Raw genomic sequence first — 23264 nt, forward strand, 5'->3', positions numbered from 1 at the left:
TCCGACTTCTGACGCCGTTCCGTCGAAAGCACTGCCATGAGCGAAACCGATACCACCAACAAGACCACCCACTTTGGCTACCAACAGGTGGCCGAAAGCGACAAGGCCAAGCGCGTCGCCGGCGTGTTCGACTCCGTGGCGACCCGCTACGACGTGATGAACGACCTCATGTCCGGTGGCCTGCACCGCCTGTGGAAGGCCTTCACCATCGGCAAGAGCGGCGTCAAGGCCGGTGACCGGGTCCTCGACGTGGCCGGCGGCACCGGCGACCTGTCCCTGGCCTTCGCCAAGCGGGTCGGCCCCACCGGCCAGGTGTGGCTCTCCGACATCAACGCCTCGATGCTGGCGGTGGGCCGCGACCGCCTCACCGACCGGGGCCAGATCGTGCCGGCGGTGCAGTGCGACGCCGAGGCCCTGCCTTTCCCCGACCAGTACTTCAACGTGGTCACCGTGGCCTTCGGCCTGCGCAACATGACCCACAAGGACCGGGCCCTGGCCGAGATGCGCCGCGTCATCAAACCCGGCGGCAAGGTCATGGTGCTGGAGTTCTCCAAGGTCTGGGAACCGGTGGCGCCGCTCTACGACTTCTATTCGTTCCAGGTGATCCCCCGGGTCGGCCAGGTGGTGACCAACGACGCCGACAGCTACCGTTACCTGGCCGAGTCGATCCGCATGCACCCGGACCAGGAAACCCTGAAGGGCATCATGGAAGGCGTGGGCTTCGACCGCGTCGAGTACCACAACCTGACCCTTGGCGTGGTGGCCCTGCATATCGGCTACCGCTTCTGACCCGGCGCGTCACCGCCGGGCAAGGGATGATACTAATCGTTACTGATTTCACGACGGATTGATGGTCTATTCGGACCATCATTAATCCGAGGAGACCCTAGTGGCCCGCTCATCCTTCTTCAAGTCCTTCGTTATCGCCACCGCCGCCATCGCCGTGGTGGCGGTGAGTCCCGTTGCCGAAGCCAAGCGGCTGGGGGGAGGCAAGTCCTACGGCATGCAGCGCCAGGCGACCCCCACCGCTCCTGCCCAAGCCCCGGGTGCCGCCCCGGCACCCACCGCGCCGCAGCGCGCCCCCAGCCAGGCCACGCCGGCCCAGCCCGCTCCGGCGGCGGCCGCCGCCCAACCCAAGCGCAACTGGCTCGGCCCCATCGCCGGCCTGGCGGCCGGCCTGGGCATCGCAGCCCTGCTGTCCCACTTCGGCATGGGCGAAGGCATGGCCAACTTCCTGATGATCGCCCTGCTGGTGATGGCGGCGGTGTTCGTCTTCCGCCTGATCTTCTCCCGCCGCGCAGCCCCGGCCCGCAACGAGCAGCCGCTCCAGTACGCCGGCGTGGGCGGCCCCAGCTACGCCCCGGCCCCGGAAGCCAGCCTGCCTGGCGGTAGCGCCGGTGCCGCTAGCGCCCCCGCTGAAGCCGCCGCTGCCGCGACCGAAGCCCCCCGGGTTCCCGCCGGCTTTGATGCCGCGGGCTTCCTCGACGTGGCCAAGCGCAACTTCGTCCGCCTCCAGGCCGCCAACGATGCCGGCCACATCGACGAGATCCGGGACTTCCTGACCCCCGAGATGTTCACCGTGGTCAACGCCCAGCTTGCCGAGCGCGGCAGCGCCAGCCAGACCACCGATGTGGTCCAGCTCAACGCCAACCTGCTGGAAGTGGCCGACGAGGGCAGCCGCTACATCGCCAGCGTGCGCTACTACGGCCTGCTGCGCGAGGAGAAGGATGCACCGCCGACGGCCTTCGACGAAATCTGGCACCTGGTCAAGCCGGCCAGCGGCGACGGCGGCTGGCGCGTCGCCGGCATCCAGCAGCTGGACTGACGCAACGCCATGACTACAGGAAGCACATTCCCCTCGCCCCGCGCCGTGCTCGAAAGCCTGGTTGCCCCGGTGCTGGCGCGGTTCCCCGCCCCGCCGCTGCCGTTTTCCGGCGCCCCGGCGGGCGCGCGGCTCTTCGTCGCCGCCGCTAATCACCTGATCGCCCAGTCCGGCTGGGCGGCAGGCCGGCTCCGGCCCTTCGCCGGGCGCCACGCCCAGGTGGTGCTGGGGAGCGGCCAGGCAGATGGCAGAGGCGGGATGCGCTTTCCCTTTTCGATCGGCGCCGACGGCCTGCTGGCCGCGACCGGGAACGACACCGACATTCCAGCGGACGTGACCCTGCGCCTACCCGGCGACGCCCTGACGGCCCTGCCGGGTGGCGGGCTGGAGGCTGTGCTGGGCCGGGTGCAGGTGAGCGGTGCGGCCGATCTGGCCGAGACCCTTGGCTTCGTCTTCCGCCAGCTGCGCTGGGACGGGGAAGCCGATCTGGCTCGCCTGGTTGGCGACATTCCGGCCCATCGCTTAAGCCGGCTCGCCGGCCAGGCCGTCACCTGGCAGCGGGAGGCCGGCCAGCGGCTGTTGGCCAACGGCACCGAATACCTGGTGGAAGAGCGGGGTTTGCTGCCGGCCAAGGGCGAGCTTGCCGTATTCGGCCACGACGTGGACCGGCTGCGCGACGATCTGGCGCGGCTGGAGAAGCGTCTACAGCGCCTCAACGAACAGTCCCGGAGCAAATGAACCAGGACTCACGTTGCGGTTGAAGCCGACAGCCTTGTGATAGGTCTGCCGGCAACGAAAAAAGGCAGCCGAATGGCTGCCTTTTTTCTTGGAGTGCCGGGCGGAAATCCGTCCGGCACGACCTTAGTGAGCGCGGCGCTTCCGCAGCTTGTCGATGGTCGCCAGCTGAGCCACGGCTTCAGCCAGTTCGGCTTCGGCCTTGGCGTAGTCGATGTTGCCGCTGCGGTTCTGCAGGGCTTCCTCGGCCGCTTTCTTGGCTTCCAGAGCCTTGGCCTCGTCCAGGTCGGCACCGCGGATGGCGGTGTCGGCCAGTACGGTGACCATGGTGGGCTGGACTTCGAGCATGCCGCCGGAGACGTAGATCACCTCGGCTTCGCCGTCCGGCACCTTGATGCGCACGGCACCCGGCTTGATCCGGGTCAGCAGCGGCGTGTGCCGCGGCCAGATGCCCAGTTCGCCGGCTTCACCGGGAAGCACCACGTATTCCGCCTCGCCGGAGTAGATCTGCTCTTCGGCGCTGACGACGTCAACGTGAACTCTCAATGCCATAGTCTGTCCTCTCGCCGACCCAGCTCGCCGGGGTCACCCCCGGGAGCGGGCGGCTGGTCGGTTACGTCCGTGCAGGATTACTGCAGGGTCTTGGCCTTTTCGAAGGCTTCCTCGATGGTGCCGACCATGTAGAAGGCCTGCTCGGGCAGGTGGTCGCACTCGCCGGAAACGATCATCTTGAAGCCCTTGATGGTTTCCTTGAGGGGGACGTACTTGCCGGGAGAGCCGGTGAACACTTCGGCCACGTGGAACGGCTGGGACAGGAAGCGCTGAATCTTACGGGCCCGGGCCACGGACAGCTTGTCTTCGGGAGACAGTTCGTCCATACCTAGAATCGCGATGATGTCGCGCAGTTCCTTGTAGCGCTGCAGAGTCATCTGCACGCCACGGGCCACGCCGTAGTGCTCTTCGCCCACGATCAGCGGGTCGAGCTGACGGGAGGTGGAGTCGAGCGGGTCCACGGCCGGGTAGATACCCAGGGCGGCGATGTCACGGGACAGCACCACGGTGGAGTCCAGGTGGAGGAAGGTGGTCGCCGGGGACGGGTCGGTCAAGTCATCCGCGGGCACATACACGGCCTGGATGGAGGTGATGGAGCCGGTCTTGGTGGAGGTGATGCGCTCCTGCAGACGACCCATTTCCTCGGCCAGGGTGGGCTGGTAGCCCACGGCGGACGGCATACGACCCAGCAGGGCGGACACTTCGGTACCGGCCAGGGTGTAGCGGTAGATGTTGTCCACGAAGAACAGGATGTCCCGGCCTTCGTCGCGGAAGCGCTCGGCCATGGTCAGACCGGTCAGCGCCACGCGCAGACGGTTGCCCGGGGGTTCGTTCATCTGACCGAACACCATGGACACCTTGTCCAGCACGTTGGAGTCCTTCATCTCGTGGTAGAAGTCGTTGCCCTCACGGGTACGCTCACCCACGCCAGCAAACACGGACAGGCCGGAGTGCTGTTTGGCGATGTTGTTGATCAGCTCCATCATGTTCACGGTCTTGCCCACACCGGCGCCACCGAACAGACCCACCTTGCCGCCCTTGGCGAACGGACAGACCAGGTCGATCACCTTGATGCCGGTTTCGAGCAGGTCCACGGAGGGGGAGAGATCCTTGAACTCGGGGGCCTTCTGGTGAATAACCCGCAGTTCGTCGGCTTCGATCGGGCCGGCTTCGTCGATGGGACGACCCAGCACGTCCATGATGCGGCCCAGGGTACCGTGGCCCACGGGCACGGCGATCCCCTTGCCGGTGTTATTCACCGGCATGCCACGACGCAGGCCGTCGGTGGAGCCCAGCGCGATGGTACGCACCACGCCGTCACCGAGTTCCTGCTGCACTTCAAAGGTAAGGCCCTTCTCGACGTTCTCATGCTCGGCAGAGGCGTCGAGCATCAGGGCGTCATAGACCTTGGGCATCGCGTCGCGGGGGAACTGGATATCCACCACCGCGCCGATGCACTGAACGATTGCACCTTGACTCATCGTCTTTTCCCTTAAACCAATAAACCGTTAAACGGCCGCAGCCCCGCTGACGATTTCCGACAGCTCTTTGGTAATCGCGGCCTGACGGGTCTTGTTGTAGACCAGTTTCAGCTCGCCGATCACCGTCTTGGCGTTGTCGGACGCCGCTTTCATCGCCACCATCCGGGCGCTCTGCTCGGAAGCCATGTTCTCTGCTACCGATTGGTAGATCAGTGCTTCCACGTAGCGCACCAGCAGTTCGTCGATGACGGACTTGGCGTCAGGCTCGTACACGTAATCCCAGCGAGTCGACTCGGTGCCGACGGTATCGTCGGACAGCGGCAGCAGCTGTTCCACCACCGGCTCCTGCTTCATGGTGTTCACGAAGCGGGTGTAGGCGATGTACAAGCGGTCGATCTTGCCTTCATTGAACGCGTCGAGCTGCACCTTGACCGGGCCGATCAGCTTTTCCAGGTGGGGGGTATCCCCCAGGCCGACCACTTGGGACACCACTTCGACACCGGCGCGCTGCAAGAAGCCCAGGCCCTTGTTGCCGATGGCGGTGGCTTGAACACCGATGCCGCTGTCGCCCCATTCCTTCATCTTGTGAAGGACGGCGCGCAGCACGTTGGAGTTCAGCCCGCCGCACAAGCCCTTGTCGGAGGTCACCACGATGAGGCCGACCTTCTTGGCCCCATCGCGGTTGATCAGGAAGGGATGCTTGTACTCGGTGATCGCGTGGGAGAGGTGGGCGGCGACGCGCCGGATCTTCTCGCCGTACGGACGCGACTGACGCATGCGTTCCTGCGCCTTGCGCATCTTCGAGGCGGCCACCATCTCCATGGCCTTGGTGATCTTGCGCGTGTTTTCGACGCTCTTGATCTTGTTGCGGATTTCCTTGCCGCCAGCCATTACGCTCTCCTCGACGGATTAGACCCAGGCGGCCTTGAATTCCTGGATGGCGGCGACGAGTTGCTTCTCGCCTTCGGAATCCAGATCCTTGGTCGTCTCCATCTTGGACACCAGGTCGGCGTACTTCTGGCGGACGAAGCCGTGCAGGCCCTTCTCGAACTCGAGCACACGCTTGACGTCGATTTCGTCCATGTGGCCGCGAGTCACGGCGAACAGGGTCACCGCCATGTCGGCGATGTTCATCGGCGCGTATTGCAGCTGCTTCAGCACTTCCACGGTACGGCGGCCGCGCTCGAGCTGCTTGCGGGTGGCCTCGTCCAGATCGGAAGCGAACTGGGCGAAGGCGGCGAGTTCGCGGTACTGGGCCAGGTCGGTACGGATACCGCCAGACAGCTTCTTGATCAGCTTGGTCTGGGCGGCGCCGCCGACGCGGGACACGGAGATACCGGCGTTGATGGCGGGACGGATACCTGCGTTGAACAGGTCGGTTTCCAGGAAGATCTGGCCATCGGTGATCGAGATCACGTTGGTCGGCACGAAGGCGGACACGTCGCCGGCCTGGGTTTCGATCACGGGCAGAGCGGTCAGGGAACCGGTCTTGCCTTTGACTTCACCGTTGGTCAGCTTCTCGACCCATTCCTCGGACACGCGGGCAGCGCGCTCGAGCAGGCGGGAGTGCAGGTAGAACACGTCGCCGGGGTAGGCTTCGCGGCCGGGAGGACGGCGCAGCAGCAGGGAGATCTGACGGTAAGCCCAGGCTTGCTTGGTCAAGTCGTCGTAAACGATCAGGGCGTCCTGGCCGCGGTCGCGGAAGTACTCGCCCATGGTGCAGCCGGCGTACGGCGCGATGAACTGCATCGCGGCGGATTCGGACGCGGTGGCGGCGACCACGATGGTGTATTCCAGGGCGCCGTGCTCTTCGAGCTTGCGCACCACGTTGGCGATGGTGGAGGCCTTCTGGCCCACCGCCACGTAGATACACATCATGTCCTGGCCCTTCTGGGCGATGATGGCATCCACGGCAACGGCGGTCTTACCGGTCTGACGGTCGCCGATGATCAGTTCGCGCTGGCCACGGCCGACGGGCACCATGGCGTCGATGGCCTTGATACCAGACTGCACCGGCTGCGACACGGACTTACGCCAGATCACGCCAGGCGCGACCTTTTCGATCTTGTCGGTCAGCTTGTTGTTGAGAGGACCCTTGCCGTCGATCGGCTGGCCCAGCGCGTTGACCACGCGGCCGAGCATTTCGGGGCCCACGGGCACTTCCAGGATGCGGCCGGTGCACTTGGCCACGTCGCCTTCCTTGATGTGCTCGTAGTCGCCCAGCACCACGACGCCGACGGAATCGCGCTCAAGGTTGAGCGCCATGCCGAAGGTGTTGCCGGGCAGTTCGATCATTTCGCCCTGCTGGGCGTCGGCCAGGCCGTGCACGCGGCAGATGCCGTCGGTCACGGAAACGATCACGCCCTGAGTGCGGGTCTCAGCGCCCACGTTCAGGCCCTGGATCTTGCTTTTAATCAGTTCGCTGATTTCAGAAGGATTCAGCTGCATGGAAATCTCCTAGCTCTTGAGCGCCGTGGCCATGGCGTCCAGCTTGCCGCGGACGGAGGCGTCGAGCACCTCGTCGCCCACCGCGGCCTTGATGCCGCCGATCAGTTCGGGATCGACTTCAACGCGGGCGGTCAGCTTGGACTTGAAATGGGACTCGAGGTGGGCGACCAGCTGCTTGAGCTGGGCGTCGTCCAGGGGGAAGGCGCTGTGGATCACAGCCTCCTTGACCCCTTCCTCGGTGCTCTTGAGTTGCTCGTAGAGCTCGTAAATTTGCGGAAGGACGGCGAGGCGCTCGTTTTCGGCAAGCGCCCGGACAAAGTTCGCGAATTCGGCGTTCTTTTCCTCACCCACCACCGCCAGCGTCACTTGCACACGCTGTTCAGAAGACAGGCTCGGGTTGGAGAACACCTCGACCATGTCCGCATTCTGCGCTGCGGCGGCGAGCGCCTTGAGGCGCTCGGACCAGGCAGCGAGAGCCTTGGCATCCCGCGCGAGGCGGAAGACCGCCTCGGCGTACGGACGGGCGATGGTGATGTTTTCAGCCATACGCGTTACAGGTCCTTCTGGATCGCCGCCACGATGTCGACATGAGCCTTGGCGTCGATTTCACGACGCAGGATCTTGCCGGCACCCGCCACGGCCAGCTCGGCCACACGGGCACGCAGCTCTTCCTTGGCACGGACGACTTCCTGAGCGACTTCGGCGCGGGCGGCGGCGATGATCTTCTCCGCCTCGGCCTTCGCGGCTTCCTTGGCTTCCTCGACGATCTGCTGGCCGCGCTTGTCGGCCTGGGAGATCAGTTCGGCAGCCTTTTCCTTGCCTTCGCGCAGGGCGTCCGAGGAGCGCTTGGTGGCAAGCTCAAGATCGTGCTTGCCGCGCTCGGCGGCAGCCAGGCCGTCGGCGATTTTCTTCGCGCGCTCGTCGAGTGCCTTCACGATGGGCGGCCACACGAATTTCATCGTGAACCACGCCAAAATGAAGAACACAACGAGCTGGGCGAACAGCGTTGCGTTCAGATTCACGGCTTCAACTCCCTATGAATTGATACGGGAAGGGGAAGTCCGGGATTACTTGAGCACGAACGGGTTGGCGAAGGCGAACATCATCGCGATACCGACGCCGATCAGGAAGGCGGCATCGATCAGACCGGCCAGCAGGAACATCTTGGTTTGCAGCTCGTTCATCAGCTCGGGCTGACGGGCGGAAGCTTCCAGGTACTTGGAGCCCATGATACCGATACCGATACAGGCACCGATGGCGCCCAGACCAATGATCAGACCGGCGGCGAGAGCGACAAAACCGAGGATGTGTTCCATGACTACTCCTTAAAGTGGGTTAAAGGTTGAAAACAAAAAGTGGTTATCGATCACCGAAAGAAACGGGCAACCCAGGGGTTGCCCGTTTCCTTTAGTGGGATTCGTGCGCCTGGCCGATGTACACCAGGGTCAGCATCATGAAGATGAAGGCCTGCAGTGCAACGATCAGGATGTGGAAGATGGCCCAGACGGTTCCGGCGATGACGCCGCCGACCCACAGGGCGGCACCGCTGGCGGTACCGGCCCAGGCGGCGCCCATCAGGGCGATCAGCATGAACACCAGTTCGCCAGCGTACATGTTGCCGAACAGCCGCATGCCGTGGGACACGGTCTTGGCCAGGAACTCGATCATCTGCATGGCGAAGTTCACCGGGTACAGCACCGGGTGGCTGCCGAAGGGGGCGGTGAACAGTTCGTGCACCCAGCCGCCCAGGCCCTTGATCTTGATGTTGTACCAGAGGCAGACCAGCAGCACGCCGATGGACATGCCCAGGGTGCCGTTCAGGTCGGCGGTGGGCACGACGCGCAGGAAGGCATGCTCGTCACCGGAGACACCGGCCCAGATCTTGGGCAGCAGGTCCACCGGCAGGAAGTCCATGGAGTTCATCAGGAAGATCCAGACGAACACGGTCAGGGCCAGGGGGGCGACGAACTTGCGGGATTCCTCGCTGTGGACGATGCCCTTGGCTTGGTTGTTCACCATTTCCAGGACGATCTCCACGGCGGCCTGCATGCGGCCGGGAACGCCGGACGTAACGCTCTTGGCGACGCGCCACATCACGAACAGGCCGAGCACGCCCATCAGGATGGAGAAGAACAGAGTGTCGAGGTTGATCACCGAGAAGTCGATGACCGACTGCTGGGCGTGACCCGTGGTGTTGAGCTGGGTCAGGTGGTGGACGATGTATTCGCCCGCGGTGGGGGCATGTGCTTCGTGACCGGTTGCCATGTCAGGACGTTTTCCAAATAGCCAAGAAATTCGCTTGCAGCACGACTACCAGGCCGATCAGCAGGGTGGGCCAGTGCACATCCCCGTAGGCCTTGGCAGCGAGCGCCAATAATCCGATCGTTGCGGCTACCTTGACGAATTCGCCCAAGAAGAACCCGGCGGCGCTCGGCGCGCGCCTGTGGGCGGAAACGGCTAAACGGACGGCGAAGAGGAAGGACGGCACCAAATAGGCGGCTGCCCCCAACGCCGCCGAAACCGCACCGCGGATTCCGACGAACCAGCCACAGAGGACCGCTGTCAAACTCGCCATCACCAGCTGCAGAAAGATCACCCGAAACACGCTTGCCGCCTTTTCTCACCTGCTGCAAACCCACCGGGACCTTGCATCTGCTCGGCGCTCGTCGGCACTCCCCGTACCGCGAACGCTGCTGGGCGCGCCTTGCCAACGGTCGCCACAAAGACGGTCTACTATAAGACGCGATCGTTATTACGTCAATGTTGGTGCTGCGCAGCAAGCGGGCTACGCCCCTCTCTGGTGCTGGATTTCGCCTATTCAAACGCCTTCCGTTATACGCAACGCCAACAGCGTTTGAAACGCAGGTTATCCACAGCCCCGGCGGCCCGTTGAAACGGGGCCGCCGGGGCCGGCTTTGAAATCAGCGCAGCCGGCCGAGCAGGCCGTCCAGTTCTTCGAGGGAATCGAAGGCGATATGCACCTTGCCGGTGCCTTTTTTGTTGGCGCGGATTTCCACCCGGGCCCCCAGGACGTCGGACAGTTCTTCTTCCAGGCGCAGCAGGTCCCGATCCACCTTGCGCGGCTCCGGTTCCTTGGGCGGTTGCAGGGCGAGCTGGGCCAGCTTCTCGGTTTCGCGTACCGACAGGCCCTTGCTCGCCACCCGCTGGGCCAGGGACAACTGGACCGGGGTAGGCAGGGGCAGCAGCGCCCGGGCGTGGCCCATGTCGATCTGGCTTTCCAGCAGTAGGTCCTGGATCGGTGCCGGCAATTGCAGCAGGCGCAGCAGGTTGGACGCCGCCGGCCGGGAGCGACCCACCGCGTCGGCCGCCTGCTGGTGGGTCAGGCCGAACTCGTCCACCAAGCGTTGCAGGCCCATGGCCTCTTCGAGGGGATTGAGGTTCTCGCGCTGGATGTTCTCGATCAGCGCCATGGCCAGGGCGGCTTCGTCCGGGATTTCCCGGATCAGCACCGGCACCTCGGACAGCCCGGCCAACTGGGAGGCCCGCCAGCGCCGCTCGCCGGCGACGATTTCGTACTTTTCGCCCAGGGGGTCGCGCAGCGGCCGCACCAGAATCGGCTGCATCACGCCCTGGGCCTTGATCGAGGCCGCCAGCTCCTGGAGCGATTCGCTGTCCATGCGCGTGCGCGGCTGGTACTTGCCCGGCAGCAGCAGGGTCACCTTGAGGCTGCGCTGCACGTCCTTGGCAGCGGGTTCGCCGGCCAGCAGGGCGTCCAGCCCCCGGCCCAGTCCCTTTTGTTTCATGAGGCGTCGTTTTCCTTGAATTCGTCGGTTGGCGGCTGAAACACCGTCCTCACTGCAACCCGGCCGGGCCCTGGCCGGTGCCCCTGGCGTGGCGCGCCAGCATTTCCTCGGCCAGGGACATGTAGGCCTGGGCGCCCCGGGAAGCCCGATCGAAGGCGATCACCGGCTTGCCGTAGGACGGCGCCTCGGCCAAACGCACGTTGCGCGGGATGAGGGTGGTGTAGACCTTCTCGCCGAAGTGGCTCTCCAGCTCGCCCGACACCTGCTGGGTGAGGGTGCTCTGGGGGTTGTACATGGTGCGCAGCAGGCCCTCGATCTCCAGGGCGGGATTGAGGTTGGCGCGCACCTTGCGCAGGGTGGTGACCAGGTCGGTCAGCCCCTCCAGGGCGTAGTACTCGCACTGCATCGGGATGATCACCGCGTTGGACGCCACCAGGCCGTTCACCGTGAGCAGGTTGAGAGCCGGCGGGCAGTCGATCAGCACGTAGTCGTAGTCGCCGGCGACCTTGGCCAGTTCGGACTTGAGGCGGGTTTCGCGCTGATCGATCTCGATCAGCTCCACCTCGGCCCCGGCCAACTCCCGGTTGGCCGGCAGCACGTCGTAGCCGAACTCGGTCTTGATCCGCACCTGGTCCAGGGTGGCGTTGCCGATCAGCATCTGATAGACCGAAGGCAGGGCCTCGCGCTTGAAGATGCCGCTGCCGGTGGTGGCGTTGCCCTGGGGGTCCAGGTCGATCATCAGCACCCGCTGGCCCTGGGCCGCCAGGCAGGCGGAAAGGTTCACGCTGGTGGTCGTCTTGCCGACGCCGCCCTTCTGGTTCGTGATGGCCAGCACGCGCATGGTGCCTTACTCCCTGTTGGCGCCCCTGGGGCGCGGTTGAACGGTATATACGGTAGTCATGATGCCGGACGCCATGTTACGCCGATGCGGCGGCGCCTTCCGGCACCACGATCACCACATGGCGCTCGCCCTCCACCTCGGGGACGGCGAGCGGATGCACCGCGGCCACTTCGACCCCCAGGCGTGCGGCATCGAGCCGCTCGATCTCTTCGGCCGGATAGACGCCCTTCATGGCCAGCCAGCGCCCGCCCGGGGCGATCAACTTGCGGGTCAGGGCGATGAAGTCGGCCAGCTCGGCAAAGGCCCGGGAGGTGATCTGGGGATAACCACCGGGGCGCTCCAGCTCCTCGACCCGGGCGCAGCGGGCAGTCACGTTGGGCAGGCCCAGTTCGATAGCCGCCTGGGTGAGGAAGGCCACCTTCTTGCTGTTGCTGTCCACCAGGGTCACCGCCAGGTCGGGTCGGGAAATCGCCACCGGGATGCCCGGCATGCCGCCGCCGCTGCCCACGTCGAGCAGGTCGCCGTCGCCGACGAAGGGCAGCAGCGCCAGGGAATCGAGCAGGTGGTAGGGCAGCACCTTGGCCGGGTCGCGCAGGGCGGTGAGGTTGTAGGTGCGGTTCCACTTCAGCAGCAGGGCCTGGTAGGCCAGCAGCTTTTCCTGGGCAGCGGCGTCCAGGTCCAGGCCCAGGGCGGCCAGCCCGGCGGTCAGTCGGGCGGCGCTCATGCGGCGGACTGGGCCGAGGAGGCGCCCTGGCCGGCGGAACCGTTGCGGCCGGTGAGCTTCTTCAGGTGGATCACCAAGAGCGAGATCGCCGCCGGGGTGATGCCCTGGATGCGCGAGGCCTGGCCCAGGGTTTCCGGGCGGTGCTGGCCGAGCTTGCCGCGCACTTCCTTGGACAGGCCGACCACCGTCTCGTAGTCCAGGTCGGCGGGCAGCACCTGGCTTTCATAGGCCGCGGCGCGGGCCACCTCGTCCTGCTGGCGGTCGATGTAGCCCTGGTACTTGGCCTGGATTTCCACCTGCTCGATCACCTGCGGGTCCAGGGCCGCCTCAGCGCGCCCCTCTGTGGCGCCGGGCAGGGTCATCAGGCTGGCGTAGCTGGCCTCGGGCCGGCGCAGCAAGTCGTGCAGGTGGTATTCCCGCTCCAGGGGCTTGCCGAACACCCGCTCGGCCTCGCCGGCGGGCAGCTTGCCCGGATGCAGCCAAGTGGCCTTGAGGCGCTGGCGCTCGGCCTCGATGGCGTCGCGCTTGCGACAGAAGGCATCCCAGCGGGCGTCCGGCACCAGGCCGAGGCGCCGGCCGGTCTCGGTGAGGCGCAGGTCGGCGTTGTCCTCGCGCAGTTGCAGCCGGTACTCGGCCCGGGAGGTGAACATGCGGTAGGGCTCGGAGACGCCGCGGGTGATCAGGTCGTCCACCAGCACCCCCAGGTAGGCCTCGTCCCGCTGGGGGCACCAGGCGTCCTTGCCCAAGGCCTGCAACGCGGCGTTGGCCCCGGCCAAAAGACCCTGGGCGGCGGCTTCCTCATACCCCGTGGTGCCGTTGATCTGACCGGCGAAGAACAGGCCGCCGATGGCCTTGGTCTCCAGGGACGACTTCAGGCCGCGCGGGTCGAAGTAGTCGTACTCGATGGCGTAGCCGGGACGCAGGATGTGGCAGCGCTCCAGGCCCTTGATCGAACGCACGATCTGCAGCTGCACGTCGAAGGGCAGGCTGGTGGAGATGCCGTTGGGGTAGATCTCGTGGGTGTCCAGGCCTTCCGGTTCGAGGAAGACGTTATGGCTGTCCTTGCCGGCGAAGCGGTGAATCTTGTCCTCGATGGATGGGCAGTAGCGCGGCCCGACGCCCTCAATCACCCCGGTGTACATCGGCGAACGGTCCAGGTTGTCGCGGATGATGTCGTGGGTGCGGGCGTTGGTCTGGGTGATCCAGCAGGGCAGCTGCCTGGGGTGCTGGGCGGCGTTGCCGAGGAAGGAAAATACCGGCAGCGGGTCGTCCGAGTACTGGGGCTCCATGCCGGCGAAGTCGATGGTCTTGCCGTCGAGGCGGGGCGGGGTGCCGGTCTTCAAGCGGCCCTGGGGCAGCTTCAGTTCCTTGAGGCGGGCGGCCAGGGATACGGACGGAGGATCGCCCATGCGCCCGCCGGTGTAGTTTTGCAGGCCGACGTGGATCAGGCCGTTGAGGAAGGTGCCGGCGGTGAGCACCACCGCCCGGGCGGAGAAGCGTACCCCGAGCTGGGTGACGGCGCCCACCACCCGGTCGCCCTCGACGATCAGATCGTCGCAGGCCTGGGCGAACAGGGTCAGGTTAGGCTGATTTTCCAGGCGCTTGCGGATCGCCTGCTTGTACAGCACCCGGTCGGCCTGGGCGCGGGTGGCGCGCACCGCCGGGCCCTTGGAGGCGTTGAGGATGCGGAACTGGATGCCACCCTCGTCGGTGGCTTCCGCCATGGCGCCGCCCAGGGCGTCCACTTCCTTGACCAGGTGGCCCTTGCCGATGCCGCCGATGGACGGGTTGCAGCTCATCGCCCCCAGGGTTTCCAGGTTGTGGGTGAGCAGCAGGGTCTTGGCCCCGGCGCGGGCCGCGGCCAGGGCCGCCTCGGTGCCGGCGTGGCCGCCACCGACGACGATAACGTCAAAGGATTCGGGGTACAGCATGGGGAAGGACTCCAGGCGGAGCGGACGAGGACTGCGGAAAAGGGGCAGGGATTATACGCCATCCCGTCCCGGCCCGGGCCGGGACAATGCGCCAATGGGCTGAATTTTAACCGCTTTTCGCCCGATCCTGGCGATCTTGCGACGCCAGCCGCGTCCGCCTCCCGTCCGGTGGCGATCCCAGGAACCTGTCATGCTTTATTCATGTCCCTTGCATCATGCGGGCCACATCCCTTAAGTTCGCCGCCCAAACAACCGTTCTTGCCCCCATGGCCGCTCCTTCCGTCCAACAATCCAACGCCCTGCTCGCCTCCCTCCAGGACCAGCTGCTGCGCCTGCGCGTACTGGTGGTGGATCGTCACCCCAACGCCCGCAACGCCCTGCGCACCATGCTGTCGACCCTGGGGGTGACCCAGGTGCACGGCGCCAGCTCGGCCTGGGAAACCCTGCGCCACGTGGCCAAGCACGAGTTCGGGGTGATCTTTTCCGACTACGTGCTGGAAGACGGCCGGGACGGCCAGCAATTGCTCGAAGAGCTGCGCCACCGCCACCTGATCCCCCTGTCCACCGTGTTCATGATCGTCACCGCCGAGCGGGGCTACCAGCACGTGGCCTCGGTGGCCGAACTGACCCCGGACGACTACCTGATCAAGCCGTTCACCGCCGACCAGCTGCAAGCCCGGCTGGCCCGGGCCCTGTTCAAGAAAAAAATCTTTTCCGCCGCTTACGCCGCCCTGGAAAAGGGCGACTGGGCCGCCGCGGTGACCGCCTGCGAGGCCATCGTCGCCAACCAGCCGGCCCACGCCGGCGAAGCGCTGCGCCTACAGGGCGAAACCCTCAACTCGGCCGGCCGCTATGCCGACGGCGAAGCCGTGTTCCGCCGCGTGCTGGCCGACAAGCCCCTGCCCTGGGCACGCATGGGGCTGGCGGTGGCGCTGCACGCCCGGGGCGCCGCCGAGGAGGCAGAAGCGCTGCTCAGCGAACTGCTGCGCGATTGCCCGGAATACCTGGCGGCCTACGACTTCCTCGCCCGCTTGCAGGAAGAACGGGGCGATTCGGCCACCGCCCAGGAAACCCTGCTCGAAGCCGGGCGCATCGCCCCCCACAACACCCAGCGCCAGCGCTTGGTGGGCGACGTGGCCAGCCGCAACGGCGATCTGGCCCAGGCCGAGCGGGCCTACCAGAACGCCCTGGCCCGGACCCGGGGCTCCACCCTGGCCTGCGCCGACGACTACGCCAACCTGTCCAAGGTGCTGATCGAAAAGGGCAACATCAACGCCGCCCGGCAGGTGATCCAGGACCTGAAGCGCGAGCGGCGCGGCGACAAGCAGGCCGAACTGGCCTCCCTGGTGCTCGAATCGGAAGCCTGCCGCAAAGAGGGCAACGAGAGCGGGGCGCGCAAGCACCTGGACCAGGCCCTGGCCCTGCACGACACCCTGGTGGCCGAGGGCGGCCACGAGGCCGCCTCGCGCCGGCTCCAGGTGGAACTGGCCCAGGCCTGCCTGGCCCAGGGCAAGGACGAGGAAGGCGGCGGGCTGATGAAGCGGCTAGCGGCGGTGCACCACGACGACCCAGCCACCCTGTCCCACATCCGCCAGGCCTTCGAGAAGGCGGGCAAGGAAGAGGCCGGCCAGGCGTTGCTGGCCGAGGTCAGCCAGGAGATCGTCACCCTCAACAACCGGGGCGTCAGCGCCGCCCAGGGCGGCGACCTGCAAGCCTCGGTGGACCTGCTCATCCAGGCCGCCGAGCGGGTGCCCAACCTGCAGTTCCTGGTTAACGCCGCCAACGCCATCTTTACCCTGCTCGAACACAAGGGCTGGCAGGAAGAAATGGCCCTGCGCGGCCGGCGCTACCTGAAGCTGGCCCGGGAACGGGACCCGCGCTCGCCCAAGCTGTTCGCCGCCTGGGAGTTCTACCAGCGGGTGGGCAAGAAGTACGGCATCCTGGTGCCGCCGATCACCGCGCCGGACCCGGAACCCCAGGGCTGACCCCTCTGAACTCCGCGCCTGGCGCGGACCTCGAAGGCACCCTTGCGAATCTCCGCGCCAATGCTCGCTCTGCGCGATGGCACCGCGTAAACGCAAGCTGGGCGCGGTGTTCCGGGGCGTTGCCGCCCGATCCGGAATACCGCGCCCAGCGCGGGGAAGACGAAGGGAAATCGTGGGCCGCGAAGTAGCGGCCCTGCGGCCTCAGCCCTTCTTGCCGCCCAGGTAGGTGGCCGCCACCCGCTCGTCCGCCGCCAGGTCGGCGCTCGGGCCTTCCAGGGCGACGTGGCCGGTTTCCAGCACATAGCCGTAGTCGGCCACCTTGAGGGCGGCCCGGGCGTTCTGCTCCACCAGCAGGATTGACACGCCGGTCTTCTTCAGCTCGGCGACGATGCGGAAGATCTCGCGGATGATCAGCGGCGCCAGGCCCAGGGAAGGCTCGTCGAGCATCAGCACCCGAGGCTTGGCCATCAGGGCCCGGCCCATGGCCAGCATCTGCCGCTCGCCGCCGGACAGGGTGCCGGCCTCCTGGCCGCGCCGTTCCTTGAGGCGCGGGAACAGGTCGTAGACCTCGGCCAGGGTGTCGTCCCGGGCGGCACGGCCCTCGGCGCGGCGGGAGAAGGCGCCCAGGCGCAGGTTGTCCTCGACGCTCATCTCGGCGAACAACTCGCGCTTTTCCGGCACCAGGATCATGCCCCGGCCGACCCGGGCTTCCACGTCCACGTCGGCGGAGAGGGGCTGGCCGTCGAGGGTCACATCGCCCCGGGCCGGTAGCAGGCCCATCAGGGCCGACAGCAGGGTGGTCTTGCCGGCGCCGTTGGGGCCGATCACGGTGACCAGCTCGCCCTGGCGCAGGGTCAGGTTGGCGCCTTGCAAGGCTTCCACCTTGCCGTAGGCCACGGCCAGGTCGCGGACTTCGAGTAGGGGTTTGTTCTTCTGTTCCATGCCGCTCATCACTCCACGCCGCCCAGGTAGGCCTCGATCACCGCCGGGTTGGTCTGGATCTCGGCGGGCAGGCCCTCGGCGATCTTCTCGCCGAATTCCATCACCACCACCCGGTCGGCCAAGCCCATGACGAAGTCCATGTCGTGCTCGACCAGCAGGATGCCCAGGCCTTCGCCCTTGAGGCTCTTGAGCAGCTCGGCCAGGGCCTGCTTTTCCAGGTAGCGCAGGCCGGCAGCCGGCTCGTCGAGGAGCAGCAGGCAGGGATCGGCGCACAGGGCCCGGGCGATTTCCAGGATGCGCTGCTGGCCGAGGGCCAGGCTGCCGGCCGGCTGGTCGGCGTAGTCGGCCAGGCCGACCCGCTCCAGGGCACGCTGGGCCTCGCGCAGCAGGCGGGCCTCTTCGCTACGCTCCAGGCGCAGGGCGGCGGCCAGGTAGCCGCCGTGGCCGCGCAGGTGGGCGCCCAGGGCCACGTTCTCGCGCACGGTCATGGTCGGCAGCAGGCGCACGTGCTGGAAGGTACGGCTCATGCCGGCCCGGGCGATGCGCCGGGATTCGGCCCCGTCCACCCGTTCGCCGAGGAAGGAAATCTCGCCGCTGGTGGGGGTGTCCACCCCGGAAATCTGGTTGAAGAAGGTGCTCTTGCCGGCGCCGTTGGGGCCGATCAGGGCGAGGATTTCGCCGGCGGCGACGGACAGGCTCATGTCCTTGTTGGCCACCAGGCCGCCGAAGCGGCGGGTCACCTGGCGGGCGTCGAGCAGCACTTCGCCGGCCTTGCGCGCCGGGCGGCGCTCCAGGGGCTCGGCCTCGGGCAGGACCCGGGCCCGGGGCGCGGCGCCCAGGCCGTGGAAAAGCTTGAGCACCAAGGGCCAGATGCCGTCCCGGGCGCGTTGCAGCATGAAGATCATGAGCAGGCCGAAGACGATGATCTCGAAGTTGCCGTCGCTGCCCAGCAACTGGGGCAGCAGGTCCTGCAGCCACTGCTTGAGCACGGTGATCAGGCCGGCGCCGACGATGGCGCCCCAGACGTGGGCGACGCCGCCCACCACCGCCATGAACAGGTACTCGATGCCCATGTTGAGGGCGAACGGAGTCGGGTTTACGAAGCGTTGCAGGTGGGCGTACAGCCAGCCCGAGGTGGCGGCCATCAGGGCGGCGATGAGGAACACCACCATCTTCACCCGGGTGGTGTTGACCCCCATGCTCTCGGCCATCACCACGCCGCCCTTGAGGGCGCGGATGGCCCGGCCGGTGCGCGAATCAAGCAGGTTGCGGGTGACCAGCACGAAGGCCAGGACGATCAGCCAGATGAGGAAGTAGAGGGATTCGCCGGACTTGAGCTCCAGGCTGCCCAGGCTCAGCGGCGGGATGCCGGTGAGGCCGGTGTGGCCGCCCAGGTCGTCCAGGTTGCCGAACAGGAAGTATAGGCTGATGCCCCAGGCCAGGGTGCCCAGGGGCAGGAAATGGCCGGACAGGCGCAGGGTGATGGCGCCGAGCAGCAGGGCGAAGCCGCCGGTGATGATCCAGCCGATCACCAGGGTGAGCCAGGGCGATAGTTCGTGGGCGGTGGTCAGGTAGGCGGTGGTGTACGCCCCCAGACCGACGAATGCGGCCTGGCCGAAGGAGGTCATGCCGCCCACGCCGGTGAGCAGCACCAGCCCCAGGGCGACCATGGCGTAGAGGCCGATGTAGTTGAGCAGGGTGACGCCGAACTCGGGCAGCCACAGGGGACCGGAGGCGAGCAAGGCGACGAACAGGGCGACGGGGAGGTGGCGGCGCATCACTCTTCTTCCTCCACGTGCCGGGTGGTCAGGGAACGCCACAGCAGCACCGGAATGATCAGGGTGAACACGATCACTTCCTTGAACGAGCTGGCGTAGAACGACGAGAAGGATTCGAGCAGGCCCACCAGCACCGCCCCCAGGGCGGCCACCGGGTAGGAGATGAGGCCGCCGATGATGGCGCCGACGAAGCCCTTGAGGCCGATCAGGAAGCCTGAGTCGTAGTACAGGGTGGTCACCGGCGAGACAAGCACGCCGGAGAAAGCCCCCATCAGGGCGGCGACGAAGAACGACAGCTTGCCCGCCAGGGTGGTGGAAATGCCCATCAGCCGGGCACCGGTGCGGTTCATGGCGGTGGCGCGCAGGGCCTTGCCGGTGAGGGTGCGGCCGAAGAACAGGTAGAGGGCGACGATCAGCACCAGGGAGACGCCGACGATCCACAGGCTCTGGTATTGCAGGGTGGCCGGGCCGAGTTCCAGGCTGCCGTCGGAGAAGGCCGGGGTGCGGAAGCCTTCGGCGCCGAAGAAGACCAGGCCCAGGCCCATCAGGGTCATGTGGGTGGCCACCGAAACGATCAGCAGCACCAGCACCGGCGCCGAGGCCAGGGGCTGGAAGGCCAGCCGGTAGATGAGCGGTCCCAGGGGCGCCACCACTGCCAGGGCGAGCAGGATTTGCAACGGCAGGGCCAGGGTGGCCGCGTCCAGACCGTGGATCAGGGCCGCCACCGCCAGGGGCACGCCCAGGGTGAGGGCGGCCAGGCCGGGCAGGCGGCGCCAGGCCCGGGCGCGCAGGGCGATCGCCGCGTCGATGACGAAGACCACGGCGCCGAGGGCCACCGCCAGCCAGATGGTGGCGGGCACCTTGCCGGCCTGGAGGGCGGCCAGGGTCAAGGCGCCGTAGGCGACGAACTCCCCCTGGGGGATGAAGATGACCCGGGTGACGGCAAACACCAGGACCAGGGCCAGCGCCAGGAGCGCGTAGATGGCCCCGTTGGTGAGCCCGTCCTGGCCAAGGAGGAGGAGGATCTGCAAGTCCATGGTCGGTCGGCTGCGGTGAGCTTGGTTGCTTCGGTGGCTACTTTGCTTCGTTCAAACGTAAAACAACGGGGGCGGCGTCCGCTGGTGTGGCGGACGCCGCCCCCGAGGTCGGCTGGCTTACTTCTGCAACTTCCAGGTGCCGTTCTCGATGCGCACCATGACCCGGGCGCGCTGATCGAAACCCATGTGGTCCTGGGGCGTCATGTTGTAGATGCCGTGGGAGCCGACCACGTTGGTGGTGCCTTCCAGGGCGTCGCGCAGGGCCTTGCGGAATTCCTTGGTGCCCGGCTGGCCCTTTTTCAGCGCCAGCGGGACGGCGTGCTGGAGCAGGATCGAGGCGTCCCAGGCGTGGGCGCCGAAGGCGGAGACGCTGCCGGCGCCATGGGCGGCCTCGTACTTCTTCACGTACTCCAGGGCGGCCTTCTTGACCGGGTTGTCGTTGGGCAGCTGGTTAGCCACCACCACCGGGCCCACCGGCAGGTAAGCGCCTTCCACGTCCTTGCCGCCGACGCGCAGGAAGTCCTGGTTGGCCACGCCGTGGGTCTGGTAGACCAGGCCCTTGTAGCCCTTTTCCTTGAGGGTCTTCTGCGGCAGCACGGCCGGGGTGCCGGCGGCACCCACCAGCACGGCGTCGGGCTTGGCGGCGAGGATCTTGAGGGCCTGGCCGGTGACCGAGGTGTCGTTGCGCTGGTAGCGCTCGGAAGCGACGATCTTGAGCTTGCGCGCTTCGGCGATCTTGGCGAATTCCTTCCACCAGCCTTCGCCGTAAGCATCGGCGAAACCGATGAAGGCCACGGTCTTCACGCCGTGGGTGGTCATGTGCTCGACGATGGCGGTGGCCATGTGGGCGTCGTTCTGCGGGGTCTTGAACACCCAGTAGCGCTTGGCGTCCATCGGCTCGACGACGATGGCCGAACCGGCCATGGAGATCATCGGCGTCTCGGTCTCGGCGGCCACGTCGGCCATGGCCAGGGAATTCGGCGTGGTGGTGGAACCGACGATCACGTCCACCTTGTTCTCGGAGGTGAGCTTCTTGACGTTCTTGGTCGCGGCGGTGGGATCGGTGGCGTCGTCGAGGACGATGTAGTTCACCTTCTGGCCGGCGATGGTGGTCGGCAGCAGGGCGAAGGTGTTCTTTTCCGGAATGCCCAGGGATGCGGCCGGCCCGGTGGCGGACAGGGACACGCCCACGTTGATGTCGGCGTGGGCCAGATTGGCGCCCAGCGCGGCCAGGGTCGCGGCAAGCAGGGTCAGACGACGCATGGTCTCTCCTCTCGTAACCTTCTTGTGGTGAAAACGGCCGGTCGATCCGGCACTGGTGCGGCGAAGCCAAAAGCGGGACAAGCGCGGGATGATAGCAAATCGCCCCGGCGGCCGCCTCCCGGAGGTCTTGGCGACGAGGTGGCGAAACGGTGCCGCCGGGCCGATTCAGCGCGTGAAGGTGTCCCAGGCGAACTTGACGATCATCGCCCCCACCACCACCAGGAAGAACTTGCGCACGAAGCGGCTGCCGCCGGAGAGGGCCAGCCGCGTGCCGACCACGGAGCCGCCCATGTTGGCCAGGGCCATGGCCAAAGCCAGGGCCGGAATCCAGTGGCCGGTGGGAACGAAGAAGGCCAGGGCTGCCAGGTTGGTGGCCACGTTGACCACCTTGGATGCTGCCGAGGCGTGCAGAAAGTCGAAACCGAAGAAGCGGATGAACAGGAAGATCAGGAACGAGCCGGTGCCTGGACCGAAAAAACCGTCGTAGAAGCCAATCACCGCCCCGAGGGCCAGTGCATAGCCCTTTTCGCGCAACCCGGCGTGGGCTGGCGCATGCAGGGCACCGAAATCCTTCTTCCAGTAGGTGTAGGCCGCCGAGCCGATCAGCAGGGCCAGGATCAGGGGGCGCAGGGATTCCTTGGGCAGCCAGGCCACCGCCATGGCGCCGAGGAAGGAAAAGGCGAAGGCCGCCATGGCAGCCGGCAGGGTAGTGCCCCAGGGCATCCTCACCCGGCGGGCGTAGCGCCAGGCGGCGTTGGCGGTGCCCACCACGCTGGCGCACTTGTTGGTGCCGAACAGGGTGGCCGGGGTTTCCCCGGGCAACACGGTGAACAGGGCGGGGATCTGCACCAGGCCGCCGCCGCCCACCACGGCATCGATCAAGCCGGCGACGAACGCCGCACCCAGCAGGGGCAGAAGAACGGCAGGTAGGTCGGCGAACAGGTCCATGACTGCTTCAGGAAGGCGGAAGAAGGGGGTTCAAGGTAGCAGAAACGGTCTTCCGGGGATAAAACCGACTCGATTCCTGTGCACAAGAGATGGATAAGTAGAGGAAAGCCAGCCTGTGGATAACTTGTTCTACTTTTATCCACAACCCCCAGGGCAGCTTTCTCACACCCAAAAAAATGCAACAACGATTTGTTTTTACAGTACAAATTTTAGTTATCCACAGACTTTGGCTTTGGTTAACTAATCTTTATCGGTTTACATACTTAAATCCTATAAGGAAAACCGATGTACAGCCGGCACCTTCAGAAACGGCACGAAAAAAGCCACGGAAAACCTCCGTGGCTTCGCAGGATCGACGAAGATGAATGAACGATCGGCGCTTTTAACTACGAAAAACGCTAATTCCAAAACCGTGGGTTGTTAGTGAACGAAGGTGAATTCGTAGGCCGGACTGGCCGGATCGGTGGTCGACCTGACCGTGTAGTACTTGCTTCCGAGCTTGAAAATGAAGTGGCACCACTGCTCGGAAGTCACCGGCCATTCGATGTGGACGCAGTAGGTGCCGTTATCGCCAAGGCGCCAGGAGCCCTTGCCGGTGAAACGGGCGTAGTTGAGCCCAGCCGTTGGGTTGGTGGCGGAAGCAACGAATTCCCTACCCTCGATGTTCTCCCAATGACGCACGGAGCCGTTACGGCTGACGTTGCTCACCTTGGCACCGGGCAGGAGCGACAGGAGGTCGTCCCGGGATTGCTGGACGGCGCCCTGGTTCATCAGGTCGCCCAAGGTCAGGTTGGCTGAGGTATCGGCCAGGGCCAACGACGGGATGATCAGCAGGAATATGGCTGAAATTCCGGTTGCGACGTAGCCAATGGCGATCGGGCTGGGTTTCATGGTGTTTTCCCCTTCCGCCGCCGGTGGACGGCAGATCAGAACATCCGGCAGAGAATTCTTTTCCTGCCGGAACACTGATGGATCAAAGTCGTTTACGCCACCACGACTTGCTCTGCCGATGA

The 23264-nt window shown here is 66.1% G+C and carries 23 protein-coding genes; 4 read left to right on the forward strand and 19 right to left on the reverse strand.

The genetic code is table 11. The annotated features are described in order from the left end of the window. Positions 1-36 precede the first annotated feature (36 nt). The 3 genes from ubiE (at position 37) to V7Z98_RS04510 (ending at position 2560) form a co-directional block, all read left to right on the forward strand. Positions 37-789, forward strand: a complete 753-nt coding sequence (gene ubiE / locus V7Z98_RS04500; protein ID WP_293261155.1) for a bifunctional demethylmenaquinone methyltransferase/2-methoxy-6-polyprenyl-1,4-benzoquinol methylase UbiE — start codon at positions 37-39, stop codon at positions 787-789. Between the two features lie 100 nt (positions 790-889). Further along, positions 890-1825, forward strand: a complete 936-nt coding sequence (locus V7Z98_RS04505) for a Tim44 domain-containing protein (protein WP_293261152.1) — start codon at positions 890-892, stop codon at positions 1823-1825. Between the two features lie 9 nt (positions 1826-1834). Continuing rightward, on the forward strand, positions 1835-2560 hold the full coding sequence (locus V7Z98_RS04510; RefSeq protein WP_334157146.1) for a ubiquinone biosynthesis accessory factor UbiJ: 726 nt from the start codon (positions 1835-1837) through the stop codon (positions 2558-2560). Positions 2561-2683: 123 nt separating this feature from the next. Here the strand turns inward: V7Z98_RS04510 and V7Z98_RS04515 are convergent, their stop codons facing one another. The 13 genes from V7Z98_RS04515 to mnmG all read right to left on the reverse strand — a co-directional run bounded on the left by V7Z98_RS04515 (position 2684) and on the right by mnmG (position 14298). Then, complete coding sequence (locus tag V7Z98_RS04515; RefSeq protein WP_293261146.1) at positions 2684-3109, reverse strand: F0F1 ATP synthase subunit epsilon; 426 nt, start codon at positions 3107-3109, stop codon at positions 2684-2686. A gap of 77 nt (positions 3110-3186) precedes the next feature. Then, the gene (gene atpD, locus V7Z98_RS04520) at positions 3187-4590 is read right to left on the reverse strand and encodes a F0F1 ATP synthase subunit beta (protein ID WP_293261143.1); all 1404 of its coding nucleotides are present in this window, start codon (positions 4588-4590) and stop codon (positions 3187-3189) included. A 27-nt stretch (positions 4591-4617) separates the two neighbouring features. Continuing rightward, positions 4618-5481 carry a F0F1 ATP synthase subunit gamma gene (atpG, locus tag V7Z98_RS04525; RefSeq protein WP_293261140.1) on the reverse strand — a complete coding sequence of 288 codons (864 nt, stop codon included), beginning with the start codon at positions 5479-5481 and terminating at the stop codon, positions 4618-4620. A gap of 18 nt (positions 5482-5499) precedes the next feature. Then, complete coding sequence (gene atpA / locus V7Z98_RS04530; RefSeq protein WP_293261137.1) at positions 5500-7038, reverse strand: F0F1 ATP synthase subunit alpha; 1539 nt, start codon at positions 7036-7038, stop codon at positions 5500-5502. A 9-nt stretch (positions 7039-7047) separates the two neighbouring features. Then, positions 7048-7584, reverse strand: a complete 537-nt coding sequence (locus V7Z98_RS04535; protein ID WP_293261134.1) for a F0F1 ATP synthase subunit delta — start codon at positions 7582-7584, stop codon at positions 7048-7050. 5 nt (positions 7585-7589) lie between these two features. Further along, a complete protein-coding gene (locus tag V7Z98_RS04540; RefSeq protein WP_293261131.1) occupies positions 7590-8060 on the reverse strand; it encodes a F0F1 ATP synthase subunit B in 471 nt (156 codons plus the stop codon). A gap of 45 nt (positions 8061-8105) precedes the next feature. Next, the gene (gene atpE / locus V7Z98_RS04545; RefSeq protein ID WP_014235959.1) at positions 8106-8354 is read right to left on the reverse strand and encodes a F0F1 ATP synthase subunit C; all 249 of its coding nucleotides are present in this window, start codon (positions 8352-8354) and stop codon (positions 8106-8108) included. Between the two features lie 91 nt (positions 8355-8445). Next, positions 8446-9303 (reverse strand): F0F1 ATP synthase subunit A, encoded by an 858-nt coding sequence (gene atpB, locus V7Z98_RS04550; protein WP_293261107.1) that lies wholly within the window; start codon positions 9301-9303, stop codon positions 8446-8448. Position 9304: 1 nt separating this feature from the next. After that, on the reverse strand, positions 9305-9643 hold the full coding sequence (locus tag V7Z98_RS04555; protein WP_293261104.1) for an ATP synthase subunit I: 339 nt from the start codon (positions 9641-9643) through the stop codon (positions 9305-9307). A 316-nt stretch (positions 9644-9959) separates the two neighbouring features. After that, positions 9960-10802, reverse strand: a complete 843-nt coding sequence (locus V7Z98_RS04560) for a ParB/RepB/Spo0J family partition protein (protein ID WP_293261101.1) — start codon at positions 10800-10802, stop codon at positions 9960-9962. Positions 10803-10851: 49 nt separating this feature from the next. Next, the gene (locus V7Z98_RS04565; RefSeq protein WP_293261098.1) at positions 10852-11643 is read right to left on the reverse strand and encodes a ParA family protein; all 792 of its coding nucleotides are present in this window, start codon (positions 11641-11643) and stop codon (positions 10852-10854) included. A gap of 76 nt (positions 11644-11719) precedes the next feature. Continuing rightward, entirely contained in the window at positions 11720-12367 is a 648-nt protein-coding gene (rsmG, locus tag V7Z98_RS04570) for a 16S rRNA (guanine(527)-N(7))-methyltransferase RsmG (RefSeq protein WP_334157147.1), read from the reverse strand. Next, positions 12364-14298, reverse strand: coding sequence for a tRNA uridine-5-carboxymethylaminomethyl(34) synthesis enzyme MnmG (gene mnmG / locus V7Z98_RS04575; protein WP_334157148.1), 1935 nt, complete (start codon positions 14296-14298; stop codon positions 12364-12366). Before mnmG ends, rsmG begins: the two co-directional genes overlap by 4 nt. 266 nt (positions 14299-14564) lie before the next feature. Here mnmG and V7Z98_RS04580 point away from each other — a divergent pair, with 266 nt between their 5' ends. Further along, positions 14565-16283 (forward strand): response regulator, encoded by a 1719-nt coding sequence (locus tag V7Z98_RS04580; RefSeq protein WP_334157149.1) that lies wholly within the window; start codon positions 14565-14567, stop codon positions 16281-16283. Between the two features lie 201 nt (positions 16284-16484). On the opposite strand, the gene V7Z98_RS04585 is transcribed toward V7Z98_RS04580, so the two are convergent. The 6 genes from V7Z98_RS04585 to V7Z98_RS04610 all read right to left on the reverse strand — a co-directional run bounded on the left by V7Z98_RS04585 (position 16485) and on the right by V7Z98_RS04610 (position 23142). Beyond that, positions 16485-17234, reverse strand: a complete 750-nt coding sequence (locus tag V7Z98_RS04585; RefSeq protein ID WP_442951811.1) for an ABC transporter ATP-binding protein — start codon at positions 17232-17234, stop codon at positions 16485-16487. Further along, the gene (locus V7Z98_RS04590; protein WP_334157151.1) at positions 17234-19003 is read right to left on the reverse strand and encodes a branched-chain amino acid ABC transporter ATP-binding protein/permease; all 1770 of its coding nucleotides are present in this window, start codon (positions 19001-19003) and stop codon (positions 17234-17236) included. Before V7Z98_RS04590 ends, V7Z98_RS04585 begins: the two co-directional genes overlap by 1 nt. Then, positions 19003-20040: a branched-chain amino acid ABC transporter permease gene (locus tag V7Z98_RS04595; RefSeq protein ID WP_293261081.1), complete on the reverse strand. Its 1038-nt coding sequence runs from the start codon at positions 20038-20040 to the stop codon at positions 19003-19005. The genes V7Z98_RS04590 and V7Z98_RS04595 overlap by 1 nt, the downstream gene beginning before the upstream one ends. A gap of 117 nt (positions 20041-20157) precedes the next feature. Then, a complete protein-coding gene (locus V7Z98_RS04600; RefSeq protein ID WP_293261078.1) occupies positions 20158-21303 on the reverse strand; it encodes an ABC transporter substrate-binding protein in 1146 nt (381 codons plus the stop codon). A 165-nt stretch (positions 21304-21468) separates the two neighbouring features. After that, a complete protein-coding gene (locus V7Z98_RS04605) occupies positions 21469-22251 on the reverse strand; it encodes a sulfite exporter TauE/SafE family protein (protein ID WP_334157152.1) in 783 nt (260 codons plus the stop codon). A gap of 420 nt (positions 22252-22671) precedes the next feature. Continuing rightward, positions 22672-23142 (reverse strand): hypothetical protein, encoded by a 471-nt coding sequence (locus V7Z98_RS04610; protein WP_293261072.1) that lies wholly within the window; start codon positions 23140-23142, stop codon positions 22672-22674. Positions 23143-23264 lie beyond the last annotated feature (122 nt).

Origin of the sequence: Oryzomicrobium sp. (assembly GCF_036820405.1) — a bacterium.
GTDB lineage: Bacteria > Pseudomonadota > Gammaproteobacteria > Burkholderiales > Rhodocyclaceae > Oryzomicrobium.

What these genes read in the sequence shown, in the direction of transcription:
- V7Z98_RS04610 (WP_293261072.1), bottom strand. Translation starts at nt 23,142, where the DNA reads ATGAAACCCAGCCCGATCGCCATTGGCTACGTCGCAACCGGAATTTCA.
- V7Z98_RS04595 (WP_293261081.1), bottom strand. Translation starts at nt 20,040, where the DNA reads ATGGACTTGCAGATCCTCCTCCTCCTTGGCCAGGACGGGCTCACCAAC.
- V7Z98_RS04560 (WP_293261101.1), bottom strand. Translation starts at nt 10,802, where the DNA reads ATGAAACAAAAGGGACTGGGCCGGGGGCTGGACGCCCTGCTGGCCGGC.
- V7Z98_RS04590 (WP_334157151.1), bottom strand. Translation starts at nt 19,003, where the DNA reads ATGCGCCGCCACCTCCCCGTCGCCCTGTTCGTCGCCTTGCTCGCCTCC.
- V7Z98_RS04535 (WP_293261134.1), bottom strand. Translation starts at nt 7,584, where the DNA reads ATGGCTGAAAACATCACCATCGCCCGTCCGTACGCCGAGGCGGTCTTC.
- V7Z98_RS04585 (WP_442951811.1), bottom strand. Translation starts at nt 17,234, where the DNA reads ATGAGCGGCATGGAACAGAAGAACAAACCCCTACTCGAAGTCCGCGAC.
- ubiE (WP_293261155.1), top strand. Translation starts at nt 37, where the DNA reads ATGAGCGAAACCGATACCACCAACAAGACCACCCACTTTGGCTACCAA.
- mnmG (WP_334157148.1), bottom strand. Translation starts at nt 14,298, where the DNA reads ATGCTGTACCCCGAATCCTTTGACGTTATCGTCGTCGGTGGCGGCCAC.
- V7Z98_RS04580 (WP_334157149.1), top strand. Translation starts at nt 14,565, where the DNA reads ATGGCCGCTCCTTCCGTCCAACAATCCAACGCCCTGCTCGCCTCCCTC.
- V7Z98_RS04605 (WP_334157152.1), bottom strand. Translation starts at nt 22,251, where the DNA reads ATGGACCTGTTCGCCGACCTACCTGCCGTTCTTCTGCCCCTGCTGGGT.
- atpE (WP_014235959.1), bottom strand. Translation starts at nt 8,354, where the DNA reads ATGGAACACATCCTCGGTTTTGTCGCTCTCGCCGCCGGTCTGATCATT.
- atpG (WP_293261140.1), bottom strand. Translation starts at nt 5,481, where the DNA reads ATGGCTGGCGGCAAGGAAATCCGCAACAAGATCAAGAGCGTCGAAAAC.
- V7Z98_RS04515 (WP_293261146.1), bottom strand. Translation starts at nt 3,109, where the DNA reads ATGGCATTGAGAGTTCACGTTGACGTCGTCAGCGCCGAAGAGCAGATC.
- V7Z98_RS04600 (WP_293261078.1), bottom strand. Translation starts at nt 21,303, where the DNA reads ATGCGTCGTCTGACCCTGCTTGCCGCGACCCTGGCCGCGCTGGGCGCC.
- rsmG (WP_334157147.1), bottom strand. Translation starts at nt 12,367, where the DNA reads ATGAGCGCCGCCCGACTGACCGCCGGGCTGGCCGCCCTGGGCCTGGAC.
- atpB (WP_293261107.1), bottom strand. Translation starts at nt 9,303, where the DNA reads ATGGCAACCGGTCACGAAGCACATGCCCCCACCGCGGGCGAATACATC.
- V7Z98_RS04565 (WP_293261098.1), bottom strand. Translation starts at nt 11,643, where the DNA reads ATGCGCGTGCTGGCCATCACGAACCAGAAGGGCGGCGTCGGCAAGACG.
- atpA (WP_293261137.1), bottom strand. Translation starts at nt 7,038, where the DNA reads ATGCAGCTGAATCCTTCTGAAATCAGCGAACTGATTAAAAGCAAGATC.
- V7Z98_RS04510 (WP_334157146.1), top strand. Translation starts at nt 1,835, where the DNA reads ATGACTACAGGAAGCACATTCCCCTCGCCCCGCGCCGTGCTCGAAAGC.
- atpD (WP_293261143.1), bottom strand. Translation starts at nt 4,590, where the DNA reads ATGAGTCAAGGTGCAATCGTTCAGTGCATCGGCGCGGTGGTGGATATC.